Source organism: Ruegeria conchae (assembly GCF_000192475.1).
Lineage (GTDB): Bacteria > Pseudomonadota > Alphaproteobacteria > Rhodobacterales > Rhodobacteraceae > Ruegeria > Ruegeria conchae.
In genome coordinates this window covers 1-26,343 of sequence record NZ_AEYW01000003.1, presented here as the reverse complement: position 1 = coordinate 26,343, position 26,343 = coordinate 1, and the positions used below count along the sequence as shown (strand labels likewise).

Sequence of the window (26,343 nt, the reverse complement as noted above, 5' to 3'; positions counted from 1 at the left end):
TCGACTTATACTAATGTGATTAATGCTGATCACTCTGCCGGCGTGTACCAAATCGGTGATGAATACGCGCGTTCCTGATGCGTCAGCACCGCATCCTCGGGCAAGTCGATGCCATATCTCAGCTTGTCATACAGTATCCAACGCGGAGTCGGAATTTCCAAGGCGCGCACATAATAAAATACCCGTGCATTTGGGTCGAATTCAGGGTCGGACCAAACGGTCACAAGCTCGGAGGCACCGATTGTGTTGGCCCAACTGGCGGCTTCGACATCCACAGTATTCCCCACAGCGGGAACCTTTCCGCTATCATCGGCAATACGATCATCCGACCACGCAACGTCGTAGACCTTTTCTTGAAGGGCGCCTTCAGAATCAAGCCAGCCTTTGATCACCTGAACACGATCCAAGTTAGCACCCACTGGGTCGCGCAGCGCAGCGATCAGGAATGAAGGTGCACCATCTCCCTCGCGTGGGCGCAGGTCCGAACCCATTGGAACGCCTTTGGTATAACCGACATTAGCAAGAAAACGGGTCTCAACATCAGCTTCACTGAAATCCCAACCACCAAAAAACCTCAGGCCGATCCGAGGACCTGTTGTCGCGTATGTCTCACGTCGTTTAAACGCGTCGAAGATCGCAGCACGCGTATTGTCGGTGGCCCAAACAGCCGTGTATCCGGATGCCACCAAAAGGTCGCCCGGTATTTCACCGAGATCATTCGCAATGAAAGGGTGCTTGATCCGCGAGGCTGACGGTTCAACGCTGACCGACTTGCCAAAGAAGTTGTCTTCTTCGGCAGTGGCCAAAGACGTATGGCTGTCCGTCGCGCCCCCCATGCCAAATTTATAGGGGTTCACGCCAAACTTTTCTTCCAGCAGCAATCCTCGTTTCAGAGCTTCTCGGGCGTACTCGCCTGCCAGCATGTCATCGGTCTTCAGCTCGGTTATGTCGAGATTGCCGACGTCCCAGTTCTCGTAATCCGCAAATTCGTCGTCTGGGCTCAGGAACGGATGCGCTTCTCCGTCACCTTTGATTTGAGTGACTTCATAGTGAGGCTCCCATTTTGCGCGGGCGGCTACGTAATCCGCGTCGACCTTGCCACCGTGATAGGTATCTTCGGTCGGGAACATCCACCCGTTTGAAAGGTTGCCGTTATGCGCAAACGCAACTGCGCGTCCTCCGGTTTTCTCCTGATATTCTTCAAGCCAAGCATATAGCGCTTTTGGGTCGGTATCGCCGTAGGGTGGTTGTGTGACCGGTGGCACCATCTGCAAGGCACGGATCGGCCCATCGCGCAGCATGACGTTCCGGTGCAGGTTGAAACCCTTAGGCACCGAAGTCCATTCGAACCCGATAAATGCAGTAAAATTACCCGGGTCGTTGTGCCGCTCGGCCGCAAGCACAATATGTTCCCAGGTAAAGGCAAAAGCGTCGGCACCGGGGCTGTAAGACTCCAACAGAATTTCTGGCAGGGTCATTTGCGAGAAATTGGTTATTATGTCGAAGGCTGCTTTCCCGGCCTCTTCGCCACCTGCTTTGTAGCCTTCGTACCATTCCAGCCCTTTTGGATCAGCCAGAACACCGGGTTTCCCAGCCTGCAAATCCGGAGCAAAGCCCATGAGGTCCGTATGATCTGTCAGAACCATCCAATCCAATGGTCTGGCCAGCCTTACGGGCTGCCCTGTGGAGGAAATGACCTGCTCTCCCTTTGCAAAACGCCAAGCTTCATCGGGTAGCAGGGTATTTCCAAATGCTCCCGCATCTAATGACAGCCCGGTATGTAGATGTGTATCACCCCAAAGCGGGCGTTCGGGGAAAGAACGCTGTGCGTACGGCGAATATGGTTGATTGGAAAACAGCCCTTCGACTGCCTGTTCGCTTGGAACCGCGTCAGAAAGCACAACGGTCGGCGCAAGAATAAGAGATAGAAAACAAGCAGAAATTCGATACATAGTGCCTCCCAAAAAGCAAAAAATACTCAGCGAGTTCCCAGAGTCTTTTGTGACTCCAATATATTCGATTTTTATGATATCATATCTGAGGGGCTCGTGGAAAAAATTTTGCCGCTAAGTCTTTGAGCTAATTGTATTCGAGGCGGTCGGCTCCTTGTTCCCGGATCAAAAATGCTGTCTTTCGCGCTTGAATACGTGTCCAACAGTCCGGGGGAGCACCGGAGCGGACCGCTAAACGATTGCTTCAGTGATCGGCCAAATTTCATGTTGAACTCAGGGGTTTTCCCACCAATCGGTCGGCTTGGCGCGTTTGCCGCGGTTACGGTCAAGCCAAAGGGCAAATCTACGCAAGGGTGAAAGCGCCAGTGCCAACCAGAAACGATGACGCCATAGCGTAAAATCGCGGTTGAACGGACAGACGCGCATGCAAATTGCGCAGTCGGAAGACAGTTTGGCCCAGAACCCAAAGCACCTAGCCGCGTCGGAAGTCCACTTGCGCACACCCTTTATGGCCGAGGGATCCTCCGTTGTCTCCGGCGCTCCGTAAGGGAGCGCTTTGACCGGGCAGGCATCTGCGCATTTGGTGCAAATGCTACAGAAAGCACGTACACCCAAAGGCCTGGGGGGATCATGTGCCAGTGGAAGATTGGTGAATATCTTGGAGAACCGCAATCGCGGACCATATTCAGGTGTTATCACCATCTGGTTGCGGGCATATTCTCCCAAGCCCGCCTTGATCGCATAAGGGATCACGAGACCGGTGTCATTCATAGAGGCTGTGGCCTCATAGCCCAGATTACGGATGTAGGCTGCAAGCTGCATCACGATACTGGCCTCATGGGAGTATTCGCGTCCAGTGGCAGCCCCCGCGAGAGCAGACGGATAGGTAGCCACAAGGTCTTCATCCATCTGATGGCCCATCACGATGACGGATGTCATGCCTTCCGGCAGGTCGTTGGGCGCATCAGAGAAGTCGCGAGTGTCAACTCGGGCCGCGTAAAGCCAACGGTCATCCATATCGGTGATGCCACAGAGATCGGCCCCAAAGAATTTCGCAATTCGTTTGACCTCCCTTGCCATCGCGACAGGGTCGTCTATCGGGTGCTGTGTCGGGGCCACAGGTGTGTCATTGTTGATGGGGGCTTGGAAGCCCTCGCGCCTGCCGGTCTCGCCTCCTCTTTCGGAGATCAAGTCTGAAATCAACCAAGCCGCGTTTCTAAGCGCAAAGTCGCGTTGGGTGAAACCATCCCCACGACGCGGAATGGCTTCCATGCGGTACGAGGCAAAGAAGGCGTCGGTCTGATTGCTGCGGATACGCTCATCCCAAAAAGCGCGGGTAAATATATCATTACGCTGATTGAAGCGCTCAAAGTCATCGGTGACATCAATGCCTGCGGCAGCATCGTCGGGTCGTTGGGGGTGGTTGGAGGGATAGCCCATTGCGAGACGATGCCGCGTGATAGGTCAGTTGTCAAAGGGGAGCAGATGCAACGTTTACATTTGCCCGTGTGAGTTTCCGGTTATGGTGCTGAGGAGGATTGGTCATGAAGCAAGCAGTTTGGTGGACTGTTTGTAGATCGAACGGGTTGTTTGGAATTTGGTTGCGGGAGTAGGATTTGGCCTTTGCCGAACAGCAACGAAACTTTTCACCTAACAAGCTATCTATGTGTAGCCCTTGGGCGTTCGTGCAGGGCCATAAAGAAGGAACTCTAGAAGTTGATTGATTGAAGCGGTCGACAGATGGCCACTCCGCTTGGGTAAATTCAAGACCAAGGTTGTCCCGGAGACCAACGCTGTGCAACCCCTGCAATGAAATGGCCGAGGTGACCGACCATTGTGTCCGCATGGCAGACATCAGGCTGAAATCACTGAACATCCGCTTCGAGCCCAAAGTTACCGGGTGCTGCGGTCCGCGCCAAGGACGGCAATGCGCAGGAAGGCAGACTTTGCAAATTCTAGCTATCGGACAAACCAAATGACAGGCTGGAAACGATCAACAGGCGTTTTCTACCCAAAGCTGCCGTTTTACAGGCCGGAGTTCTCTGGTAGCGTCGGCTATCTGCAAAAAAACCTAAAGCTGCGAACCAATTGGTAAAATACTTAGAAATCCAGCAACTATGTGATCCCAGGCCGATCCCGTCGGCTCGGATTGGTATTCAATTACATTGCCATCATCGCCTTTTGTCGTCCATTTAAGCTGACCAGCTTTCTCGAGCGTCACGTTATATGTGTATGCGGGTAGCGCGTCGTCCAAGGCACCCATGGTCTGTGTAGCCAATGCTGGCGAGTCAATCAGAATTCCCATCTCGGTGTTGATGTTGACAGAACGTGGGTCCCAGTTGAATGACCCTACGAACAAGTATCGGTCATCAACTGCAAACGCCTTGGAATGTAGACCTGACCTGGATTGAGCCCAGTTAATACCCCGGCGTTGGACCTGATAGGCGTCGGGTCGCAGCTCATAGAGTTCTACCCCACCGCGCAGAAGTGCCCGGCGTTTCTTGGCGTAGTGCGCGTAAACGGGTGCGACGTCGTTAGATGCAAGTGAATTGGTTACAACCTTTACTTCGACCCCACGGTACTCGAGTTCGGTCAGCCATTTCACACCCTTGTTGCGCGGCACGAAATAGGCGGAGACGATGTTCACCTCACGGCTGGCATTCTCAAAGTACGGAAGCAATTGAGATGCCAGAACGGGACTTGAGTTCTCGAGACCAGCGGCTTTCGACGGAGGATCAGCATAAAGCTTCGCAGGCAGCCAATCCAATGACAGAGCTCCATCCGCGAAGTTCTCTTGTGCTGACTTTCTGAGAGCCGCGCCATACTGCGTTTGCTTCGCTTCATCGACCAGTTCGTTCAACCTGACTCGCGCATCACCAAGGTCAAATTCCTGAGGTTCTCCAACAACCACCCGAGCTGGAACGGCAAACTCGCTGTTCCAGTAAGAGTCAAAGCTACGCGACACCTCCCGCACAACGGGGCCTGCGGCCAGCACATCCAGATCAGCATAGTTCATTTCTTCCCGAGCGAGAAAGTACTCGGCACCGATGTTTCTCCCACCCACAATCGTGAACACGTTGTCTGCCGTCATTGATTTGTTGTGCATTCTGCGATTGATGCGTTTGAAGTCCGTCAGCCCCGCGATCAACAGGCTTTGATCTCGCCAAAAAGGATTGAACAACCTGATCTCAATATTTTTGTGATTGTCCAACGCGGCCGTCATCGCGTCATAACTGGACGTATCCATGTCATCCAGTAGCAATCGGATGCGAACACCCCGATCTGCCGCCTGCAAAAGACTGGCTGCAAAAAGGTGGCCCGTTGGGTCGTTGTGCAGCAGGTAGTATTGCGCGTCTATCGTTTGCTCAGCCGCAGCCGCTAACAGCAAACGTGAAACAAGCGCTTCTTCGCCGTCACTGATCAGCTTGACCCCCGACCGACCGTCTTTGGGATCGCCAAGCCGGTTGGCTGCCTGACTAAGAGCTGTGCGCGAGTTTGCCGGAAGTGAGGCCGATACCGTCTTTTCATAAGTGCGAGTTTTTGGAGCGCAAGCAACAAGAGTCAGCGCGCACCAAACACAAACCACAAACTTCCATCGCGTCATCAGCTTCCTCCATCCCTGTATCCTAGGTGACTACGCCGAGACGGGTGATTGCAAGTTTGTTCTGTGAAGCATGAGGTTGTTTCGCTTGTCGTTGTTGATTTGGTGAAACCCTCAACTGCCCCACGCAGGTATGTGATTTTGACGCAACCTCAATTCAAACGTACTCTACCAGCAGCCAAGCGCAAACGAGAACCATGTCTGATCCCGAACACAGAAATGACTCTGCCGCGGAACCTTCGCCGCGTGCCGTGGACGACGGTATCGGCGTGGCAACAGAGGAGTTCAGAATTTCGATGCCAATCGGGATCGGAGCTGTCTTGGCTGCTCTGGCTTCTTTGGCCACGTGCTATTCCGGGATTCTACTGACCTATTTGGTTGGTTATGAAGCGCTTTCCATAAACCCTCATGTGCAAGCGGTGCTCATGTGGGTGTTTGCATTATTGGCGGTTAGTTTCTTATGGAGAGACCGGAAACGGCATGCCAAGGAGCTTCCACTCGTCCTCGGAGGGATTGCTGCCGTCATCCTGATTGTCACGCTGTACTTCGGCTATGACGAACGTGTCGAAGCGCTCGCCTATGTGCTTCTGGTGATCGCGGCTTTGCTAAACCAGAACTTTATACTCGATGCTTTGAACCACACGGTTCGCAACCAGACACATGAAATAGAGGCATTGAACGACAGACTGACCGAGAAGGTAAAGCGCCAGGAAGGCGAGATTGACAGGCTGGCACGACTCAAACAATTCCTTGCTCCTCAGGTTGCGGAGCTTGTCGTAGAAGAAAATTCTGACGAGCTTCTTAAAACTCATCGTCGATACATCGCTTGCCTATTCTGCGACATCCGCAATTTCACGGCGATTTCCGAGGCGATTGAGCCAGAAGATGTCATTACGCTTCTCCAGCATTTCCACGATGAGGTTGGCCATTTAGTTGCACAACACAAGGGAACAATCGGATACCGAGCCGGAGACGGATTGATGGTGTTCTTCAATGATCCGGTTCCCTGCGATCAGCCCGTTCTGCAAGCCGTGCGGCTGGCTAAAGAAATAAGCGAAGCCTTCGAGGGAATACGTGCACCCTGGCAGAAACTCGGGCACGCGATGGGTTTGGGTATTGGGATCAGTAGTGGTTACGCGACGCTTGGGCTTATCGGGTTTCATGGTCGCGCCGACTACACCGCAATCGGTGGAGTTGTGAACACCGCATCCAGGCTTTGCGACTTTGCCAGCGACGGGCAGATCCTTTTGAACCAACGGGCGCTTCTAGACATAGAACAACATGTGGAGACCGAAGAACTGGGGGAACGGGAACTGAAGGGCATCGGTGGCCTTGTGCAGATTTTTCGCGTTATCAGTCTCTTTGATCAAGCAAAGTGATGCCCTCTCTTGTTAGGACTTCAATCGTTCTTTGCATTTTTGAAGGTCCGCTTAGGGCTGCGAGCGGTCAATCTTGCTCGTCGCGGAAAATGGCAGCGTTGAGCCCAAAGCCGATCTTTTTCAAAGGATAATATTCAAAGTCAGCAAGTTAAGTCGGCCTCTTTGTGCGACATTCCGACGCGCCGTTTGCTTCAGGCAAGTTTATCTATGATACTAATATTTCCATAATTGAATTTTTCTTAGCTGAGCGAGATAGCTATGTCAGACCAATCCGTCAGCAGCTCGAGAGGCGCAGCCAGACGCGAATGGCTGTCCTTCTTGTTTATTACTTTGATATTATTGCCAGGCATTACAGTCCTGGGAGTAGGAGCTTACGGTTTTACCGTTTGGATTCTGCAAATGATCTACGGCCCACCAACTGGATCTCTATAAGCCCAGAACATGAACCGAGGAGCACGTTCTCATGTCTCTGAAGTCCACATTGTCATCATTTTGGAATACGGTTTCGCGCCCAGCTACGACGATTAGTCTTGGTGTAATCAGCCTCGGCGGCTTCATTACAGGGATAATTTTCTGGGGCGGCTTTAATACCGCGATGGAGCTTACCAACACAGAGGAATTCTGCGTTTCCTGCCATGCAATGCGCGATAATGTCTACGTGGAACTTCAGTCCACTGTCCACTGGGAGAACCGTACGGGTGTGCGTGCAACATGTCCGGATTGTCATGTGCCACACGAGTGGACCAATAAGGTTGCCAGAAAAATGCAAGCCTCGAAGGAGGTGTGGGCAGCTGTATTTGGAACCATAAACACCCGTGAAAAGTTTGAAGAGCGCCGTGCAGAATTGGCAAAACACGAATGGGCTCGACTGGAGGCAAACAACTCTCTCGAATGTCGCAATTGTCATGATTATGACAGCATGGATTGGGACGCTATGTCGGCCGAAGCGCGGTTTTACATGGAACCTGCAGCGGCACTAAATACCGGCTGCATCGAATGTCACAAAGGCATAGCCCATCACTTGCCAGACAACGTTGCGGTCGGAAGCCCGGCCATGGCCAAATTGGAAAACAAGGCAAATTCTGGAAGTGTAACCGTCGGTGAAGACTACTTCGCCATTCGGGATATTCCCGTTTACGACAGCGCAGAGTCGACGGAACCAGTAGGCAACCTAACCCTCGGTGCTGCAGTCGAAATTCTGGATGAAAGCGGCGACCGTATTCAGTTTGCACTGAAAGCGTGGCGAAAAGATAAAGGGTTTGGCCGCGTCATATTTGACGAGTTTGGGCACAATATTCGGGTTGCGGTTCTGTCCAAGGACACCGCGCAAGACGCACAGTTGGTTGAGGCTTCTGCGCCCCAAACGGATGAGGCGACAGGGCTCGATTGGGCCCCTGTTACAGTGACCCTCTGGTCAGACAAACAGGGATACGTGGACGAGATAGATGAGCTTTGGACTGTGGCAGAGGAAAGCTATGCTTCAAATTGCTCGACTTGCCACGCACAACCGGACCCAGATCACTTTGGCACCAATTCCTGGCCAGCACAGTTCAACGGTATGGTCGGCTTTACCAACATGGATGAAGATCAGGCCAATTTGGTGCTGACCTATTTGCAAAAACATTCCGCTGATTATGGCGGCTCTCATTGAGGAGAAACCAATGTCCACGCGCCGTGATTTTCTTAAAGGCACCGGGGCAGCAGGACTATCTGCTCTATTAGGCCCCAGCTTGCTCCAGCCAGCCGCTGCTCGAGCTGAGCAACTAACGTCTGCGGGCGTTTGGAAAACATCAGGTTCTCACTGGGGCGCTATTGAAGCTCTGGTAAAAGGCGGACAAGTTGCCGAAGTCCGCCCTCTCGCCGACGATCCGCATCCGACAAACATGGTGAACGGCATCCAGGGCCTGATCTATTCACCGTCCCGCGTCCGCTATCCCATGGCTCGTGCAGAATGGCTCGATAAACGCAAGGATGCTGATCGGACGTCTAGGGGCGACAACCGGTTCGTTCGTCTAACCTGGGACGAGGCTTTGGATCTGTTCTTTGAAGAGATGGAGCGAGTTCAGGTTTCGCACGGGCCTTCGGGGCTCTATGCCGGTGCGACCGGGTGGCGGCAGACGGGTCAGTTCCACTCGTGCATCAATCACATGAACCGGGCCGTATCCATGTATGGCGGATATGTGAAAAAAGCGGGCGACTATTCAACTGGCGCCGGTCAAACTATTCTTCCATATGTGCTGGGTTCCACTGAAGTGTACTCTCAGGGAACTAGTTGGCCGCTGATCTTGGACAACGCCAAGACCATCGTATTCTGGGCAAATGACCCGCTGAAAAACCTGCAAGTCGGCTGGACGTGCGAAACACACGAACCTTTTGAGTATTTTGATCAGTTGCGGGACAAGATCGCTTCTGGAGAAATCCGGTCTATCAGCGTGGATCCAGTGCGCACAAAAACGCAAAAACACATCGGAGCGGAACAGCTCTATATCAATCCGATGACGGATGTACCTTTCATGTTAGCGTTGGCACACACACTTCACACCGAAGGCCTGCACGACCAAGAGTTCCTGAGTGTCTACACGCTCGGTTATGAACCTTTCATCGCCTACGTCATGGGTGAAGCTGAAGACGGAGTTGAAAAAACGCCCGAATGGGCTGCACCAATTTGTGGCGTGCCTGTTGATACGATTAAGGAGTTCGCTCGTCTTCTTGCTTCAGACCGAACTCAATTGATCTTCGGCTGGTCTGTCCAGCGGCAACAGCACGGCGAACAGCCGTATTGGATGGGAGCGATCATAGCGGCTATGCTGGGGCAAATCGGGCTGCCAGGTGGTGGTATTAGCTACTCTCACCATTATAGCGGTATCGGTGTAGCACCTTCCGGTGCCAGCATGCCTGGGGCGTTTCCCCTTAACCTGGATATTGGTGTCGATCCTGTGCGAACGGACGACAACTTCATGGGAGCAAGCAGTACGATCCCCGTCGCCAGATGGATTGATTGCCTGATGAACCCCGGTGGGACAGTCGAACACAATGGTCATACGGTTACTTATCCGGACATCCGTATGGCAATCTTCACTGGTTGCAATCCCTTCCATCATCATCAGGACCACAACAAAATGCGTGTGGCCATCCAAAAACTGGAGACCATTGTTGCAATAGACTATGCGTGGACTGCCACATGCAGACACGCAGATTTGGTACTGCCCGCGTGCACTCAGTTTGAGCGAAATGATATCGATAGCTACGGTTCCTATTCACGCTCCGGTGTGATCGCGATGAAGAAACTGGTCGATCCGTTGTTCCACTCCAAAACCGATTTTGAGATATTCTCGCTATTCTGCAAACGCTTCGATCGCGAAGAAGAATACACACGCGGTTGGGATGAAATGGAATGGGTCAAAAGCCTTTATGAAACGACCCGCAGCGCAAACGAGGGAAGCTATGAGATGCCGTCCTTCGACGAGTTTTGGGAAAAAGGCATCGTTCGGTTTGAGAGGGGTGAACCCTGGGTCAGGCACGCCGATTTCCGCGACGACCCGGAAATAAACGCTCTTGGAACGCCTTCAGGTTTTATTGAAATCTCCAGCCGTACCATCGGCAACTATGGGTACGATGACTGCGGAGAGCATCCTAAGTGGATGGAAAAAATCGAACGTTCTCATGGGGGGCCGGGGTCGGAGAAGTTTCCGCTATGGCTACAATCCTGTCACCCAGATCAGCGGCTTCATTCGCAAATGTGCGAGAGCGATCCGTACCGCGCGACGTATGCGGTTAAGGATCGAGAGCCTGTATACGTCAACCCGGAAGACGCGGCCGAACGAGGTATAGAAGACGGGGATATCGTGCGTGTTTTTAATGATCGCGGTCAACTTTTGGCGGGTGCAGTTCTGAGTGAAGATTATCCGAGAGGAGTAATTCGCATTCATGAAGGTGCTTGGTACGGTCCAGTCGACGCATCGCCAAACGCTTTAGACACTTATGGTGATCCAAACACCGTCACTTTGGATGTGGGGGCCTCAAAACTTTCTCAAGCTACTTCAGCCAATACCTGTATAGTTGAGATGGAGAAGTTTAAAGGAGAAGTTCCGCAAGTAACGGCTTTTGGCGGGCCGACTAGTATATGAAAGAAGTTTCCCCGGAACTGATACGCTTTCTATCGAATGCATTCGCGCGTGAACTTGACTTGGCAACAATTGCGGCATGCTACGACGGAGTCGCAGACGAGCTTTTGCATGGTGCTGCGGGAACAGATCAACTAATCCAGGAAATGAAAACGTGGTCTAATGCTCAGGAAACGCAAAGAAGGCTCGCAATTAGTTACGGAAGTGTGTTTCTGGCAGGTGGAAGGGAAGCGGCGCCACTATATGCTTCCGCCTGGCAAGGAAACGGGACACTCATGTCCACCCCACATTACAGAATGCTGTCACTTCTGAAGCAAGCCGGAAAAGAAGTTGCCAATAGCTACTCTGAACCAGCCGATCACTTGGCAATAATGCTCGAGTATCTCGCGATTTGTTTGGAAGGGCATCACGCCGCACCAGACGCCGCACAATTTGCTTCCAGTGACATATCGCCATGGTACCGAGGTTTTTCAAAAAAGGTCCATCGCCATAGCGAGTCCGATCCTTTTTACTTGTCGCTTGTGAAGATTACTGAAGCCGTGGTGGAGGACCTAAAAACGAGTATAGTCAAAGTGGAATAAGCGTTTTGTGAACAGATTATTGCTAGGCTAACGGGACATCTTGGTTTGCGTAGAAGAAGATCAGTCCGCATCTCAGAACCACATGGCGGCGAATGACAACTTTGTCCCGCGAGGTGGACGTTCAGATCATTGCGCATTGCCGCACAGCAGCGAACGGCCAATTTGTCCGCAAAGCGGATGCTCATACCGAGTGCAGTGAATGACCGCCATGAGCCCAGAGCAGAAATTGCATTTCGGAAGCAAAGTCTGCCTTCCTGAACTTTAGATTTGACTTTAACTGATCGCCTCCGCCACTACTGCAGTTGTAAAATATCCGGAACGCAAAGTTTTCTTTTTACCGGCATTTTGTCCGCACCATCCGATCGTTTCAGTCTTTTAGGCCCGTCTTTGACCTTAACCTTCGGCTTAGCCAGCGGGCCCTTTAAAGTCACTGGCCAGGGGCTTTTCGAAAGAGGTTCTCCGATTTTACGGGGTTGTAGATTTAAGTCCAAGGCCTTGCGAGTCAAATCAACAGCGCCAAAGACGACAACCTGGACGTGATCTGTTTCCAATGTGGTTTGTTTCGTCGAGAGGTTTCCATTAGAAATAATAATCGGCGCTCGCAAACATACAATTGGAGCTACCTTTTGTTTGTCCTTGGTAAACACCCAAGGTAGCACCCCAAGCCCCGCCAGATCTAAAAGCTGAGTCTCGATCGAGCCATCACGCAGTGAGACTGTGGCATTGCCGCTCATGCTGTTAGCAAAATGCTTGGGTGAATCGGTTCCGCCTGTAATCGAAAAATCTGCATAGACTGTACCGCTTGCGCCCTTTTTGAAGTTCAGGTTGTGAAGAATATCATCCAGCTGCCAGCCACCTGCATTGCCGGTCAAAGTGAGTAGATTCGCGTCGTTTGATAGATCCATTTGCCCGCTAACGTCGAAGCTTGCGCCTCCGTATTCAAACTTCAAAGGCCCAGCCTTAAGCTCGTTTTTGTTGAGCGTCAGTTCGCTCTGCAAACTGCTGATGCCTTTCGCACCCTCTATGTGACGAAGGTCTACGTCGACATCCATATCCATACCGGACAAGAGAATTGAACGTCCGATAGGTTTAAGCGTTACATCTCTCAACGCACCTTGATCGCCTTCGTCTTCTTGCTTAGACCCTTTCTCCTCTGGCTCTGGACCGCCTATTTTCCGCAACTGTGCAGCGGCCTGTACGATAGTTCGGATCTGATCTATCTTTATCAGGTCACTCTCAATGGAACCCCGCAGCACCGGCTCACTTGTTGCATCATCTAGATCGGCCAATATCTGTAAGACAGAGTCGGCGACCTCAACATTGGCACTAGCGTTCCAATCGGTGCCTTCGCTAACAAGGTCGATTTCAAGGCGTGCCTGTCCGGTTTCGACGCGTTCAAGCGACAGGGCTTCCAAAAGGTCCGCTCCGGATGGGACTGAGACATCAATTCCCAAATCCAGGTCCTCGAATTTGAGTACATTCTTGACAGTGCCATGCACTTCAAGGTTCCAGACGTCCGTATCGCTTGTCTTCCCATCCAAATTCGTTAGCGAAAGCTGATTGATGTCACCGTTCAAGTGGAAGTCACCGGAAAACCTGCCAAGCTGGTCGTCTGGTCCCAACAATTCTGGCGAGATCAAACTGCTTGCCGGTATATCGATTAGGCCTTCTGCTGATATGCCTTGCAACTGAAGCGTGTCATCGACCGAACCGTTCAAAATGATAAACGGATCGGCGGGGTTTCCAATTCTCAGGTTGATGTTTCCGACCTTTAACGCGCCTTCTGGTGTTCTGGAAAGCTCGGAGAACTTAATCGGTGGCGGGCCTTCGCCGGACGTGTCCAACGTGAAGCCATTGGTCTTAATGACCATTTGTCGCTGCGGCACCTGCCCGGGTACGCTGTCAATAACCATGTCGACCGCGATAAGCTTAAGATCATATCGCGAGGCGGCTGGCGCTGGTTCCGCATCTTCTGGGTACAACCTAATTCGGGTTGTCAGCGATACGTCTTCCGGGTTGCCCAGTTCCCCGATCTGCCCCGTCAGCGAAAGGCTTTGCCCGCCATCCAACTCAGCCAATACAGATAGGCCGTCAATCCGTGCTACGCCGTCGACTGATTTGAACGTTGCACCAATATTCCCCGTACCGTCCAAGACTCGGTTAAGCTTCAGGATATCGAGAAGCTGGCCAAGTTCTGCAATCTCTATGCTCGTCTTCACTTGTAGGCCGTTTTCTTGAGGGACTTCATCTGCGGCAATCGCAATCTGTTCAAAGTTCACCGTCACTTGAAACGGGTCTTCCGCGGGAAATGTCGCGTTCAGCTCAAACCTCTCTCCGTTTAGCGAACCGGCCCCGACTGCCGTCGCAACATCGGTTTCTGTATCACGCTTTAAGAGCAGCTCAGGAAGCTGCAGATCCAACTCAAGTCCGTTCAAATCGTTCTGATAAGTAATGGCGATATCAGTCAGATCAATTTTGCGGTCCGTTAGAATTCCGGCTAACAGCGGCGTCGGGGAATTTGCAGGTTTCCCGGCTTCAGCTTCGGTTTGGGAAATGGACTGCCAGTTTCCGAAGCCGTCTTTGTCTGTGATTAGGTTTAGATGAACACCTGAGAGCGAAAGACCACTCAGTGACAGTTTACTGTTCCAAAGGTCGCGCGCGGAAACTTCAAACTCGATCTCATCGATTGCTGCAAGTTTCACATCAGCATTCTGAGAACCGGGTAGTTCCAGCCCTGTCGCTGACACCTGCAATTGCCAACCAAGTCCCAGACGCACTTCATCTTCAATTCTAACGTCCTGACCAAGTTTCTTAGAGATCAGATTTTCGACGAAAGTAGTCCTGATCGAAGAAAACAACGCAGAAGACAGAAAAAGCCAAGCTGCCAACATAGCGACACACGCGACAACGAAACAAATCAATATACCTTTTGCAACGTATCGCACGTACTTCTCCTAAATTTCCGATTCACCCAGTGGACAGCCTAGACCATTTAATCATTAAGTTAATGGAGTATATGGTCAGTAAATGATCTGAAATCTGAATGATCTTGACTATATAGCCGATATTCTCGCCTATTTAGTCGAACCGCTAAGAAGCGGGTAATTGATAGACGTTCGACTAGTGCTTCACGCCCGGTTTCTAAACGACAGGCTTGAGCGTTGCATGAGTGCTGACTAAATCGGTCCGACTATCCCTCCAACCGAGAGAAAGCAGGGTTCTTTCGATACCCTTCATTTATTCAGTAACTGCTACAAATGAATTCATAAAACAATGATGACACGACGAGCTCACTAGCCAGAAAACAAGAGGGTCAGGCTGCGTTTTGTTCCAGAGCCGGGGCCGTTACGAGACAGATTGTTCACATTGTCCGGCTCCTTAGTCGGAGTCAATATCGGTCTATTGCATCTCTTGGGTGGGGCCGATGGATCAAAGAGCGCTTTATGAGGCCTTGCGTTGGAAATGCTTACCGTGTTGCTGCAGCTTGGCTTGGTGCCGTGTCATCACTAATGCTGGCACTTGGCTTATCAGGTATAAATCTGCCTACGTGAACAAAATAACTCCCTCCCGCTTAGGATCGGGTGCCCCAGCATGGGAAGAGTTGGCAATTCGCCGCTCGGGGCAGTTTGCGTCAACAAGTGAAGTTCGACTGAATGCTAGCTTTGTCCCGCACTGCCGCCGTTGACCAGTTCGGGACAGCTCATATCCCCAACCAAAACTGTCAGATGACCACTGTGAGCCCAAAGCGGTCGGGGTCAGTCGCTAATTCAGAACATCATTTTGATTTAGAAACTTGGCCCGCAATCCAAGATCGGCATTAATTTTCCTTTCTGCCTTAGATCATCTCGATGCTAGGCTCAGACAAATATCGTCTTACTGAGCATCGAAAAATTATAACCAAACTGAATGTTACCCGCCGCACTGCATTGACCATCCTTGGAAGCGCGTCAATGATCGCTATTTCTCATGCCACGTCTACGCAAGCGGCCTCGTCATTGCAGGATTTTGGAAGCCAGCTTCAAACACTGCCCGAAATCACTGTTTACACAGCGCAGCGCGTCATCACCATGGAGGACAACGACCCTGCTATCAACGCGGTTGCCGTGGTCGGAGACCGTATTCTGGCCGCCGGTCCGCGCGACACACACGTTGACCGGATTGGTTCGCAGCCGTTTCGACTGGACGATCAATTCTCCGAGAAAGTCATTATCGCCGGTTTGATAGACCAGCACGTGCATCCTTTCCTCGCCGGATTGACCCTGACCTCCGAGATCATATCCATCGAGGATTGGAACATTCCGACTGGTTTTTCGAAGGCCGCCGAGGATGAGGCGGATTATAAGTCTCGTTTGCAAGCCGCCGAAGCGGTAATGGATGATCCCGACGCTTTGTTGCTGACATGGGGGTGTCACCACTTCTTTCATGGCGAGATCAGGCGCGCGCAACTCGACGAGATCAGCAGCACGCGCCCAATCATTATAGTCCACCGATCTGCACACGAGTTGATCCTTAACACTCCCGCATTGGAGTTGCTGGGCATCACCGAAGACTTTGTTAATGGCTTTGCGGGGCTCGCGCTTGAGCAATCGAGCTTTGAAGACGGGTATTTCTTCGAGGCAGGCATGTTCGCCGTTCTTCCGGCGGTCGCACCCGTATTGGCAACTCCTGAACGCTTGGGCGCGGGCCTTAGACTGGCCCGAGAGTACATGCACCGTGCCGGCGTCACCGTTGCCGCTGAACCGGGAGGTGTGCTGTCTCGACCTCTGCAGGATGCAACCAACGCGGTTTTTTCAGGACCCGATACCCAGCTCAGGACCTATTTCATACCTGACGGGAAGTCTCTGGCCACCTTGCACTTTCAAAGTGGTTCGATGATTGAGGAGACGGAAAAGCTGCTGGATTGGGGCGAAGGAAAGACGGCGTTTATGCCGAAGCAGGTGAAACTCTTCGCGGATGGCGCTGTCTACAGTTTGGCCATGCAGGTCTCGGAGCCTTATGTGGGTGGCGATTTCCACGGCGAGTGGATCATGCAACCCGACGAGTTCAATCCCGTATTCGATGCATATTGGAACGCGGGTTACCAAATACATGTTCATCTGACCGGCGACCTAGCTGTCGATTTGATTTTGGACGCCGTCGAGCGAAACATGCGCCGGATGCCGCGAGCTGATCACCACACGACATTGGTTCACTTTGGTTATGCGAGAGAAGATCAAACAAAACGGATCGCTGAGTTGGGCTGCATCGTCAGCGGCAATCCATACTACGTAACCGCGCTGTCAGATCGATATAGCGAGCTTGGACTTGGTCCAGAACGTGCAGATGACATCGTGCCCCTTGGGCCAATTAAGGCCAACGGCATTCCCATCTCATTCCATTCTGACGTACCAATGGCTCCCGGTGAACCGCTATTCCTTGTTTGGGCTGGCGTAAACCGAACGACCTTCTCCGGCCGTGTCGCAGGCCCAGAACACCGCCTGTCGGTCGAAGACGCTTTGCGGGCTGTGACTATTGATGCGGCCCAGTCCTTGCGATTGGAGGATGAGGTTGGCTCTATCGCTCCCGGCAAGTTGGCAAACTTCACCATCCTTGAAGAAGACCCATTCGAGGTGGAAGCCTACAAGATTAAGGACATCGGTATCTGGGGTACCGTACTTGAAGGTGACATTTTTCCAGTGTCAGACGACTTCGATCTCGACCGCGCGTCATTATCGCCAACCCGGGATACAATAAATCCGCCAACAAAGCCGCTGTATGCGCTTGCTGATGTATCGGGCATCGCCTAGAAAGGCATGCTTGCCGGATGCTCGTGTTGCGCTTCACCCGTATCTCAGTCGTGCACGACATCTGCGGCGGGGCAAATCTCTGCAGTTAGCTGTTGCGGGACCAATGCGTTGGGGTGGGCCGTCGTGTCTGAATGGGCCTCCAAAGTTTAGATTGGAGCCAAGTTGAGATCGCGTAATCAAGTGTCCGGAATGTCCGCGTAGAAGGCATTCATTGAATTCTGCCGAACGACTGCTTCGAGCCCAAAGCGGAAGCTTTCAGGTCTTTAAGTCAGCAGCCCCACTGCTAAAATCATTCGCCACTTTTCAACCTCAACCGCTGGTGCTAGTGGGCGCGAGATTGCCCTCTCAGAACGCAACCAGCCTAAGAGTGTTCCTGAGCGAATTTTTGACCCAACAATATGTATTGGTCGGTCCACGGGAGAGGCTCAGCGCGAGTGAAATCTGCCAAAGCTTCAGCGTGCCGGCTCGCCTCTGTGAGGTCGTGTCCGGCTATGGCAACTTCGATCGCAAGGCGTCTGAACCAGAAATGATTGCGGCTCATCGAGCCAAGCTCTAACAAATGCTCACACTCCTGCAATAACTTCAGCTGGATATCGCGATCGCGCTCAAGTCGTGCCATTTCCGCGAGTACCATTGGCCCACTATAACTCATTCCCGCACGTCGGCATGTCGAGAGAGCCGACTCCAGCATTTCCCGTGCACGTTCGGTGTTACCGCAATCCTCCTGCACCAGCACTTCGTACATCAGCCGACGGCCCTGGAACCGCATGGCTCCAAGCATCTGTTCCAGTTCAGATATTCGCGCGCGTCTTTAGCGAGCTCGAGGCTATGGTTATAGGCAGCATCGGCTTCCGTTGTGCTGCCGAGTTCGAGCATCAGTTCGCCCTGCAAAGACACGAGTTGGAACTTGTCATCATGGCTCTTGGCGATTCTGATCCCACGTTCGACAAGCGCAATCGGATCTAATCTTCAAACGCTCTGCGTAGGCGGCCTCAAAATAAGCCCGTGGCGCACTCTCGTCTTTAGCACTTTCGAGATGCGCAGCCATCAGAGCTGGTTCGTCATTGTCGATCAAACTGGCGATCCGCGCATGCAGTTTAAAGCCGCGTTCTTTGAGCGGTGATTGATATGCACTGTCGCGGATCAATGCATGCGCGAAGCGGAGCTCGTCGCCGGACTTCACGACAAGACTTTCAGCAATAAGCCGATCAAATGCGTACTCCGGATCTTCAATCAACTGCCTTACCAGTTCCGGTCGAAAGCGTTGCCCGATGACCGACGCCACCTGCAATGCTGACCTGACAAGTTGCGGAAGGCGATCTGTGCGGGACAAGACGATGCTTTGGATTGAACCGGGAACGCGTTCGCCTCGAGCTGCTTCACCTTCAAGCAGCAGTTGTTCAAGGAACAAGGGATTGCCACCAGCGCGGCGGATGCACTCGAGCACATAGTCGTCATGGCGCAATCCAAACGGAGTGGCGAGTGCCTCCGTTTCGTCCTTCGATATTGGCGCGAGATCAATAGTGGTAAGTGACGCTGGCCGAGCTCTGTCCCGCCAAGTCCGGTCCAGCGGATCGCTGTCGATGCGTGTTGTCAACAAGATCAGCACGCGATCTGTCGAAAGTTGAGCGGCGAGGTCGGCCAATGCGTCCATTGTAATCACATCTGCCCAATGGAGATCTTCGACTACTAGGACAAGCGGACGCTCCTTGCAGCGATCCCGTGCAAGAGCGCCGAGGATCGCTCGTTTTCCTGTGTTTCGGGCGCTGTAGCCCATGGCTTGATATAGGTCGCTCAACATGCGCGGCTGGGGCAAATCAAGCAGATCGGTAAGAAACACCTCTTGATCTTCGGGTAGCCATTTTTGGAGACTCGAAGTCATCGTGGTCTCGCCGTCCCGTCTTGCTCCACCCTATTCAAGCAGTGGCTACCATCGTAGCGGGAAAAGCTAACATTCGGGCGCAGTCATTTTAGAGACTTGATCTTACGTCAGGTCTGCGAACAAAACCGCCTGTCGATCAAACGTATTCAATGACCGCTTCGCGCCCCATAGCGAACGACGCTTAGGTTGCCATCAACGTCAGCGATGCGCAGAAAGCGGACATTGCAAAGTTTGGCGTGCAGCCCACAACTGTCGTTGGACAAGTTCTCTGGATGCCGTCGGCGTTGGCTCAACATTCCATAAATCGAATGGTTGTATTTGAATAATCCAGCGCGATACTCTGAATGCAGCTTTATATCTTCGGAACAAGTGTGGGGCATCGAATGAACAAGTTGGCGCTGACGGCAATGGCATTGATCTCCACTGGTGCGGTGTGGGCCGCCGGTATGGAACGGTGGGGTGAATCCGGGGACTGGACAATCCTGATTGATCCCGAAAAGGGCAATGGTTGTCTCGCGTGGAAGCCCTTTGAAAATGAAATGACCGTTGAAATTGGCGCGGTGCCCAATCAGGCAGGTGGTTTTTTTGCCGCCTACAATCCGGCCTGGGTGCAGATCGAGGACGGCGCGACTGGCATCGTAAAGTTCGACTTTGGTGACGCAAAATTCGAAGGTGAAGCGGTTGGTATCTTCAAGAATGGAGTTCCCGGTGGCTACGCTTTTTTCGATAACCCGGCGTTTGTAACCGAGTTTGGAAAACGCCAAAGCGTCACGATTATTGGTGAAAGTGGCGCCGAGGTTGAACTCGACCTCAGCGGGTCTGCAAAAGCCATTGAGGCCGTTCTGACGTGTCAGGCTGAACAGCCGGAACCACTGAAGAACTAGGTTGCGTCCGACTATTGCAATTGATTGATGTCCGGCACACAAGGTTGCCTGTCGACAGGCATAGCATCAGCGCCTTCCGGGGCCCGGTTTCTCGACCCACCCACATCCAGCTTGAACTTTGGCGACGAAAGCTGGCCCGTCACATCAAAGGGCCAGGCGCTTCTGGATAGGGGTTTACCTACGCGACGAGGCTCTGCTCTTAATGCGATGCGATCGTTCAGCCAGTCTACTTGCCCCCTGGCTACCAATTGAACCGATCCTGTTTCGATAACGATCGAGTTTGAACTGACCCGCCCGGCCTGGATATCGACCGGGGCGACCACGCAAGTGATGTCGGTGTAACCCTGCCGAAACTCCTCTGAAAACAGCCAAGGGAAGATGCCCAGCCCCGCCAGTTCCAAGAGGCTGGTGCAGATATAGCCCTGCGACATCGACATAGACGCTTTGCCGCGCATCGAGTTGATGAAGGCCTTGCTCGAGGTGGTATTGCCCGAAACGTTGAACTCACCGCTTAAACGTCCATAGGCCTCAATACCAATGCCCAACTCATCCAAGATTTCGCCGAATTCCCATCCGGAGGTCGATCCCGACAATGAAAGCCAATCAGGTGAGTCAATCAAATCCATCACCGCCCGCAGGCTGAAGTTTCCGCTGCCATAGGCCATTTGAAGAGGTCCGAAATCCACGGTTCCTTCTTTGGCAGACAATTGGCTGGAAACTGATGTTACGCCTTGCTGGCCTACAATCTCTTTGAATTCGATCTGTACCTCGACGTCAGCTTCTCGCAGCACGCGCTGCACATCCAGAAGATCGGCAGGTTTCCCTTTTTCCTTTGGCAACACTAAGGGCTGGACGTCTGTCTCCTTCGGTAAAACCAAAGGTTGAACCTCGGCTTCAGGTTCCTTTGTGGTCTCGCCTACCAAGCTTTTCAGTTGGTCCAGCACGGCAGTCAGGTTCTTCAGGTCGTTGAGATCGAGCCTTTCGCTCGTGATGTTGCCCCGAACAACAGTAGCGCCCTCGGGGAAATCAGCGTCTAAAGCCGCAAGAAGTTGCGAAGACCCGGCTTCAAACTGGATTGCGGCATCAAAGTCCTCGCCCTGTTTGGAGGTTTCAGCATCGATAGCTAGTGCTCCGATCTCGACAGGTTGCAGATTCACTGCGGTTAGAAACTCGGCGCTGTCGTCGACGTCCAATTTCACGTCGAAATCGAGACCGGCAAGCCCTTTTAGCTCGTTGACAGATAGTGCGAGATCGAGCGCCCAGAGATCGGTCCCGTAGGTGGTCGCGTTAAACCTATTGAGAGAAACCGGACCGCCCGCATTGGATATGTTGAAATCGGCTTTGATGCCGCCGAACTGATCAACGTAACCCTCATCTAGGTTCGGCAAAATCAACTTGGCGGGCCCGTTCAGCACACCATCGAATGTTACGTCCTGAAGCTGAAGCAGATCGAGGATTTCACCTTCAGCTTTCAGGACAGGCTCTTCAATTGGACCGGCTTGCAAGGCAATGCCCAGCATGGCGAGTCGGCCATCTGGCATGCGGCGAATGCTTTCGATGGATGCTGGACCGATTACGTCCAGCCCCTGTTCGAAGGCATTGGTTTGAAAAAGCAGCTGCTCAAACTCGAAGGAAGCCAGGGATCCGACCATATGCATTTCAAAGCCCGTGAACTTCAGATCCTGGATACTTTTGGCTGCTGGCGGCGGCTGTCCTTTGGGATGAAGTCGCGCGTTGAAAAGCAGATCGACGCCCTGAGCGGTGTAGAGGTCATCCATTGAACCTTCGGCTTCGAGTCTCTGTCCATCCTCCAGGCTTACCGTGGTTGTAAACGCTTCGATCTTCAGGGCGTCCTGAGACACGAGTTCAGCCTGCAACTGGCCATTGCCTTCCAAAACGCGTTCCAATCCAATGACATCTAGAAAATCGCCGAATTCACCGGTGTCCATCTCCAATACTGCTCGATAGCCACCACCTTCGTCCTCCGAGAAAGGCTCACCATCGTAGTTTACGGTCATTTCCCCGAAACTGGCGCGTGTCGTAAACGGTGCGGCGTGTGGGTAGTCGCCTTCGATTTGGAAACCCTGACCGTTGACGGAGCCGGAACCAGAGACCTTCGTTCTTTTTTCATTATCCGCTTGTTCAAGAGCGAGTGACTTTAGGTCAAACACAAACGAGAAGCCTGAGACCTTGTCGTCGATGTTTAACCCGATTGACGTGAAACTGACGTTCTTGTCGCTCAGGAAGTTCAGGATCCCACTGCTTTCGGTGTCGCTTTCATCGATACTATCAGCGCTAGCGACGTCTTTTTGATCATCCGCTGATACAGATTCCTCGGACACGGGCCTGGGTGTTGGCCTATCTATTCGCCAACTTGTGGTGCCGTCTGCGGCTGTAAGAATATTCGCTTGGAGGCCTTCCACTACCAGATTGTCAAAATGCAGACGCCCGCTGATCAAAGCGGCAATGTCCAACTCAAGTTGCAGCAGGTTCAATTTTACAAGTGGTGAATCCGGCATTGTCTGGCTCGGGATGACCACCCCACCGACGTAGATGTGACTAATACGTCCAAGCGCGACGCTTACATCATCATTGACAAGAAGTGGCCGACCAATTTGTTCCGAAAGAACTCTTTCCACAAGGTCGCGCCGCATGTCCGAGAACATCGGAGCAGCAAACAACAACCAAACAAACGCGACTGCTGCGAATGCGAGAAGTGCGACAAGCCCAATTATCCTAAATAGCCAAACCCTCATGCGCCCCCCTATCGCCGCTTTCGCCCTTCAGACTCTGACAAGCAGATATTCGGCCCACCTAACTGAACGCTCGTTCTGAACCATATTCAGGTCAATTGGGCTGTGTCACTAATCGTCTCTGGTAGCCCCGCCAGTCGCTTTTGTTCTTCCCATATGTACACTTGCCCTATTGGTTTTAGCCTCTTCGGACGTCTGGATTGGTCCAAAAGTCTGAACGTCATCGACCTATTGGACGCGCGTTGCTGAAAAGGTAGTAAGCGCAAAATGTACAAGAAGGGCTTTTTTCATCGCCAGGTCCAGTGTCCGGGTTTTCAACTTGGGCCGGGGTTCACAGAAAGATCGCCCCGGCCAGCGTCAGGACAAACGAGGTAGTTCTTGCCCTGAAACATCGTAATTTCGTCTAGTTGAGAAGATCACCGACGATGCCGACCGCATCGACTACGGTAGACAGGTCATTCGTAACTTCGAGGACTTCGCCATCGACCTGAATGTAGCGGTTTCCTTTGCCCGGCTCCCCCAGCTTCCATTTGGAAAGGTCCCCAATATCCTCGAACTCCAGATCAGATGGGAGCTTGGCACCGCGCGTGTAGCGTTTGATCTGACCAGGTGGGATAGTCTTTGGGCCTTTGCCGGGTTTGTCTTCAATCTGAATACTGACATCACCGTCCTTGCCCCCCTTGTTGGGCTTTTTACCCTTGTTGTCTTTGGCATGGGCATCGCTGCCTCCAAGGGTGAAAAACACAACTGATAAGGCTGCGAGAATTCCGTATACGATCTTCATAGACTTTTCCTTTGCTTCCTAACTTCATTCAACCGGAGTTGAAAATTCCGGCACGCGCTTCAGGGCTTCGATCATGTCCGCGCTCGTCATCAGTTCGATGAATGTGTAGTATTTCAGAACCCCTTGGCTCAGACGCGAAGAATACATGGCCTGCACTATCCGAAGAGCGAGCCAGTGCTGCGCAGCCGTTTTCAGCTACGCAGCAGACAGGTCACAATGCGCCTTCGTCGCCCAGGAATTCGATACCAGCTGTCGCGCCATCAGTGTAAGCAATGCAATTCCAAGGAGCACGATCCTCGCCAACACCGACAGTGACTTGTGTTCCAGCTTCGCTAAACGCAGACGACAGCACAACGACTTGCGAATTGTTCGTTGTGTTAGCTACATCTCGCAAACACGCCTGCTGAGCGGGCGTGAGCTCGGCGGATGCGCTTGATGTACTCGTATCGTCGCAGGCTGCAAGCAGTGCGAAACATGTCGCGCCTGCAATCATCATCACTTTGTTAGTCATTTTCTTCTCCCTCTGGGTTCGTTGATCTTAATGGAATTGGAGGCGACTTTTTGAAGCTCTCGCGTCTATGCAGCCAATAGAACATACCTCGATCCGGTGCCTACCTTTCCCAAATACTTGCTGTGGAGGGCTTCGGCGGCAGAACGAAATTAAGTTGATTACCGGGGCCGCCAACAACGCGTGACGACCAAGTAATATCACCGGCAAAAGCCAGAGCGAACTTTGGAGCGAGGGCCAGAACCTTAAGTTTGAGCATTGCATCCTCCCAAGCTCGATGATTGTAAAAAGCCTTCCGACCGCCAGCACTCACTCCAGCAGTCGGAAGGGCCCGACAAATCGGGCGACAGCGACATCAACGAAGATAAAATGAAAGTTGTGTCGAATTCGCATGTTTGAATCTATTTTTTCATAAATCAACATTTTTTCCGCGCGTAAACTTCGTTACGCTCTCGTATGATAAGCGTCTGCTTTCAAAAAAAAATGGATAGTGAGCGCATCCTTAGGGCGAGTGCGTTCTTCTAAGCGGCGAAGCTTTTTTCGGCGCACAGAAAGATAAACAGGAGTGAAAAATGGGAATTGGGGAAGCCGTTAAAACGTGTTTTTCGAAATACTTCCAGTTCTCTGGTCGGGCTCTACGCTCAGAAGTAAGCGTTGCATCTGACCCCTTAAATAGCCCCTGATCAGCCATTTGTTTCCATGGCATATTGCCAAAAACGAGAGGCGGCAGCCAAGGGGCAATTCCCACAATCATTCGAAGTCTATGGCTTCACCATCGAAGTGCATGCGGGCGGACGCCGTGTCTGGCCGCCAAGCTTCAAGCGGTTTGTCAAAACCAAACTTGATCTTGGTGAACTGATCGTCGGAGACATCATGGAGGACTGCAACGTTTCGCAGTCTCTCGTCTATAAATGGAAGTCAGACGTGAAATCGTCACGGGTCAGAAGCGTCGCACGGAGCGAAGAACGGATTTTTTCGGAAGTTCTCGTTAACGAAGCGACACAGCCAAACCGCGATCCGGAAACTGACAATCGCATTCTACTGACGCGCCGGGAAAGCAATTTGTCTTTTCCAGTCGATTACCCGGTGAACGATCTGGTCACAATCGCACTTGCGATGGATAGCCAATCATGATTTCCCCAGCCGGTAACTTCAAATATTACGTCGCAACCAAGCCGGTCGATTTTCGTAAAGGCATGGACGGTTTGGCAGCGATCGTTCTGAATGAATTCGATCTCGACCCATTTAGCGGCACCATATTTATTTTCCGGTCAAAACGCGCAGATCGACTGAAGCTCATAGTCTGGGATGGGACGGGTCTGGTGCTGGTCTACAAGCGGATCGAGGGTAAGGGTTTCGAATGGCCTCGCGTCGCTAACGGAGTGATGACCATGACCAAAGCACAGTTTGAGGCCCTTTTCGAAGGGCTTGACTGGAAACGTGTGGTCGCGCGCGGTACACGGCACCCGGTCGCTGTCTGACGCTTAATATCAACGGCAGGGATCTGTCTTGTCAGATTTGGTCATCACCGGCATTCCTGAATCCGTCTGGGGGACGCTTTTATCTGATGCTGCGGAGAGCAATCTGTCAGTCGAAGATTACGCCAGACAGCTTGTCTGTGATGCCGCCGCGCGTGCTATCCTGGCGAAGAGCCACGATATCTCGGCCGCACAGCTTCAAGACAACCTGAGTGCTTTTCTTAGGATCGCCGAGTCTCAACCGATCTTCATCCATGATGAGTTAGGAAGACGATTTGCTTTGATATCATTTTCCGAATTCGAACGTTTGACCGGGACTTCAGAAAACGCTGACAACTGACGTTGCACGGGTACATCATAGGTCTGTATACTGTCATTTGATACATGGAATACCGCTGAGGTACCGGGCCACAAGGAGGGCGACCAACCAAGATGTTCATGGTCAATCCCTATGTTTTGCGAGCCACCTCCTGACCGCTGACAAAACTGACTGAACTGACAAAACCATGATTTTGGCCGCTTGGCCCAATGCCGGCTAGTATTTGCTCCCCAGCGTAGCACCGTGCGGCTATGCCCAGAACGCATCAAGCGCCCCTTGGGGCGTTAAGTGTTTGATATCTGACCTAGAAGA

The 26,343-nt window shown here is 52.3% G+C and carries 20 protein-coding genes; 10 read left to right on the top strand and 10 right to left on the bottom strand.

Going from position 1 to position 26,343, the window contains the following annotated elements:
- Window positions 1-29: 29 nt before the first annotated feature.
- From G7G_RS0102160 to G7G_RS0102150, 3 genes are all read right to left on the bottom strand, one after another.
- Window positions 30-1,952, bottom strand: coding sequence for a DUF3604 domain-containing protein (locus G7G_RS0102160; protein ID WP_010437844.1), 1,923 nt, complete (start codon window positions 1,950-1,952; stop codon window positions 30-32).
- Between the two features lie 273 nt (window positions 1,953-2,225).
- Window positions 2,226-3,392 carry a reductive dehalogenase gene (locus G7G_RS0102155; protein ID WP_010437842.1) on the bottom strand — a complete coding sequence of 389 codons (1,167 nt, stop codon included), beginning with the start codon at window positions 3,390-3,392 and terminating at the stop codon, window positions 2,226-2,228.
- 631 nt (window positions 3,393-4,023) lie between these two features.
- Entirely contained in the window at window positions 4,024-5,556 is a 1,533-nt protein-coding gene (locus tag G7G_RS0102150) for a phospholipase D family protein (RefSeq protein WP_010437840.1), read from the bottom strand.
- A 194-nt stretch (window positions 5,557-5,750) separates the two neighbouring features.
- On the opposite strand from G7G_RS0102150, the gene G7G_RS22665 reads away from it, so the two are divergent.
- The 5 genes from G7G_RS22665 to G7G_RS23625 all read left to right on the top strand — a co-directional run bounded on the left by G7G_RS22665 (window position 5,751) and on the right by G7G_RS23625 (window position 11,637).
- Entirely contained in the window at window positions 5,751-6,932 is a 1,182-nt protein-coding gene (locus G7G_RS22665) for an adenylate/guanylate cyclase domain-containing protein (RefSeq protein WP_010437839.1), read from the top strand.
- Between the two features lie 318 nt (window positions 6,933-7,250).
- Window positions 7,251-7,364, top strand: coding sequence for a nitrate reductase (locus G7G_RS24950; RefSeq protein ID WP_420794970.1), 114 nt, complete (start codon window positions 7,251-7,253; stop codon window positions 7,362-7,364).
- Window positions 7,365-7,395: 31 nt separating this feature from the next.
- Window positions 7,396-8,583, top strand: a complete 1,188-nt coding sequence (torC, locus tag G7G_RS0102140) for a pentaheme c-type cytochrome TorC (RefSeq protein WP_010437837.1) — start codon at window positions 7,396-7,398, stop codon at window positions 8,581-8,583.
- 10 nt (window positions 8,584-8,593) lie between these two features.
- A complete protein-coding gene (torA, locus tag G7G_RS0102135; protein ID WP_010437835.1) occupies window positions 8,594-11,059 on the top strand; it encodes a trimethylamine-N-oxide reductase TorA in 2,466 nt (821 codons plus the stop codon).
- Window positions 11,056-11,637 carry a molecular chaperone TorD family protein gene (locus G7G_RS23625; RefSeq protein WP_010437833.1) on the top strand — a complete coding sequence of 194 codons (582 nt, stop codon included), beginning with the start codon at window positions 11,056-11,058 and terminating at the stop codon, window positions 11,635-11,637. Before torA ends, G7G_RS23625 begins: the two co-directional genes overlap by 4 nt.
- Before the next feature lie 293 nt (window positions 11,638-11,930).
- Here G7G_RS23625 and G7G_RS0102120 read toward each other — a convergent pair whose 3' ends face one another.
- Window positions 11,931-14,582 carry an AsmA family protein gene (locus tag G7G_RS0102120; RefSeq protein ID WP_010437831.1) on the bottom strand — a complete coding sequence of 884 codons (2,652 nt, stop codon included), beginning with the start codon at window positions 14,580-14,582 and terminating at the stop codon, window positions 11,931-11,933.
- Between the two features lie 1,005 nt (window positions 14,583-15,587).
- Between G7G_RS0102120 and G7G_RS0102115 the strand changes: the two genes are divergently transcribed.
- The gene (locus tag G7G_RS0102115) at window positions 15,588-17,423 is read left to right on the top strand and encodes an amidohydrolase (protein ID WP_010437829.1); all 1,836 of its coding nucleotides are present in this window, start codon (window positions 15,588-15,590) and stop codon (window positions 17,421-17,423) included.
- A gap of 361 nt (window positions 17,424-17,784) precedes the next feature.
- Here G7G_RS0102115 and G7G_RS0102110 read toward each other — a convergent pair whose 3' ends face one another.
- Together G7G_RS0102110 and G7G_RS0102105 are read right to left on the bottom strand one after the other, a co-directional pair.
- Entirely contained in the window at window positions 17,785-18,204 is a 420-nt protein-coding gene (locus tag G7G_RS0102110; RefSeq protein ID WP_029621644.1) for a hypothetical protein, read from the bottom strand.
- Window positions 18,205-18,336: 132 nt separating this feature from the next.
- A complete protein-coding gene (locus G7G_RS0102105) occupies window positions 18,337-19,305 on the bottom strand; it encodes an ATP-binding protein (RefSeq protein WP_029621643.1) in 969 nt (322 codons plus the stop codon).
- Window positions 19,306-19,688: 383 nt separating this feature from the next.
- On the opposite strand from G7G_RS0102105, the gene G7G_RS0102100 reads away from it, so the two are divergent.
- Window positions 19,689-20,189, top strand: coding sequence for a hypothetical protein (locus G7G_RS0102100; protein ID WP_010437825.1), 501 nt, complete (start codon window positions 19,689-19,691; stop codon window positions 20,187-20,189).
- Window positions 20,190-20,200: 11 nt separating this feature from the next.
- Here the strand turns inward: G7G_RS0102100 and G7G_RS0102095 are convergent, their stop codons facing one another.
- From G7G_RS0102095 to G7G_RS22650, 4 genes are all read right to left on the bottom strand, one after another.
- Window positions 20,201-22,945, bottom strand: a complete 2,745-nt coding sequence (locus tag G7G_RS0102095; RefSeq protein WP_010437823.1) for an AsmA family protein — start codon at window positions 22,943-22,945, stop codon at window positions 20,201-20,203.
- A 400-nt stretch (window positions 22,946-23,345) separates the two neighbouring features.
- Entirely contained in the window at window positions 23,346-23,726 is a 381-nt protein-coding gene (locus tag G7G_RS23620) for a hypothetical protein (protein WP_010437821.1), read from the bottom strand.
- Window positions 23,727-23,750: 24 nt separating this feature from the next.
- Window positions 23,751-23,873, bottom strand: coding sequence for a hypothetical protein (locus G7G_RS24810; protein WP_010437819.1), 123 nt, complete (start codon window positions 23,871-23,873; stop codon window positions 23,751-23,753).
- A 64-nt stretch (window positions 23,874-23,937) separates the two neighbouring features.
- Entirely contained in the window at window positions 23,938-24,237 is a 300-nt protein-coding gene (locus tag G7G_RS22650) for a hypothetical protein (RefSeq protein WP_010437817.1), read from the bottom strand.
- 696 nt (window positions 24,238-24,933) lie between these two features.
- On the opposite strand from G7G_RS22650, the gene G7G_RS0102065 reads away from it, so the two are divergent.
- The 3 genes from G7G_RS0102065 to G7G_RS0102055 are packed head-to-tail and all read left to right on the top strand — an operon-like array spanning window position 24,934 to window position 26,052.
- On the top strand, window positions 24,934-25,368 hold the full coding sequence (locus G7G_RS0102065; protein WP_010437813.1) for a hypothetical protein: 435 nt from the start codon (window positions 24,934-24,936) through the stop codon (window positions 25,366-25,368).
- Entirely contained in the window at window positions 25,365-25,715 is a 351-nt protein-coding gene (gene tnpB / locus G7G_RS0102060; protein ID WP_010437812.1) for an IS66 family insertion sequence element accessory protein TnpB, read from the top strand. The genes G7G_RS0102065 and tnpB overlap by 4 nt, the downstream gene beginning before the upstream one ends.
- Before the next feature lie 37 nt (window positions 25,716-25,752).
- A complete protein-coding gene (locus G7G_RS0102055; protein ID WP_139056586.1) occupies window positions 25,753-26,052 on the top strand; it encodes a hypothetical protein in 300 nt (99 codons plus the stop codon).
- Window positions 26,053-26,343 lie beyond the last annotated feature (291 nt).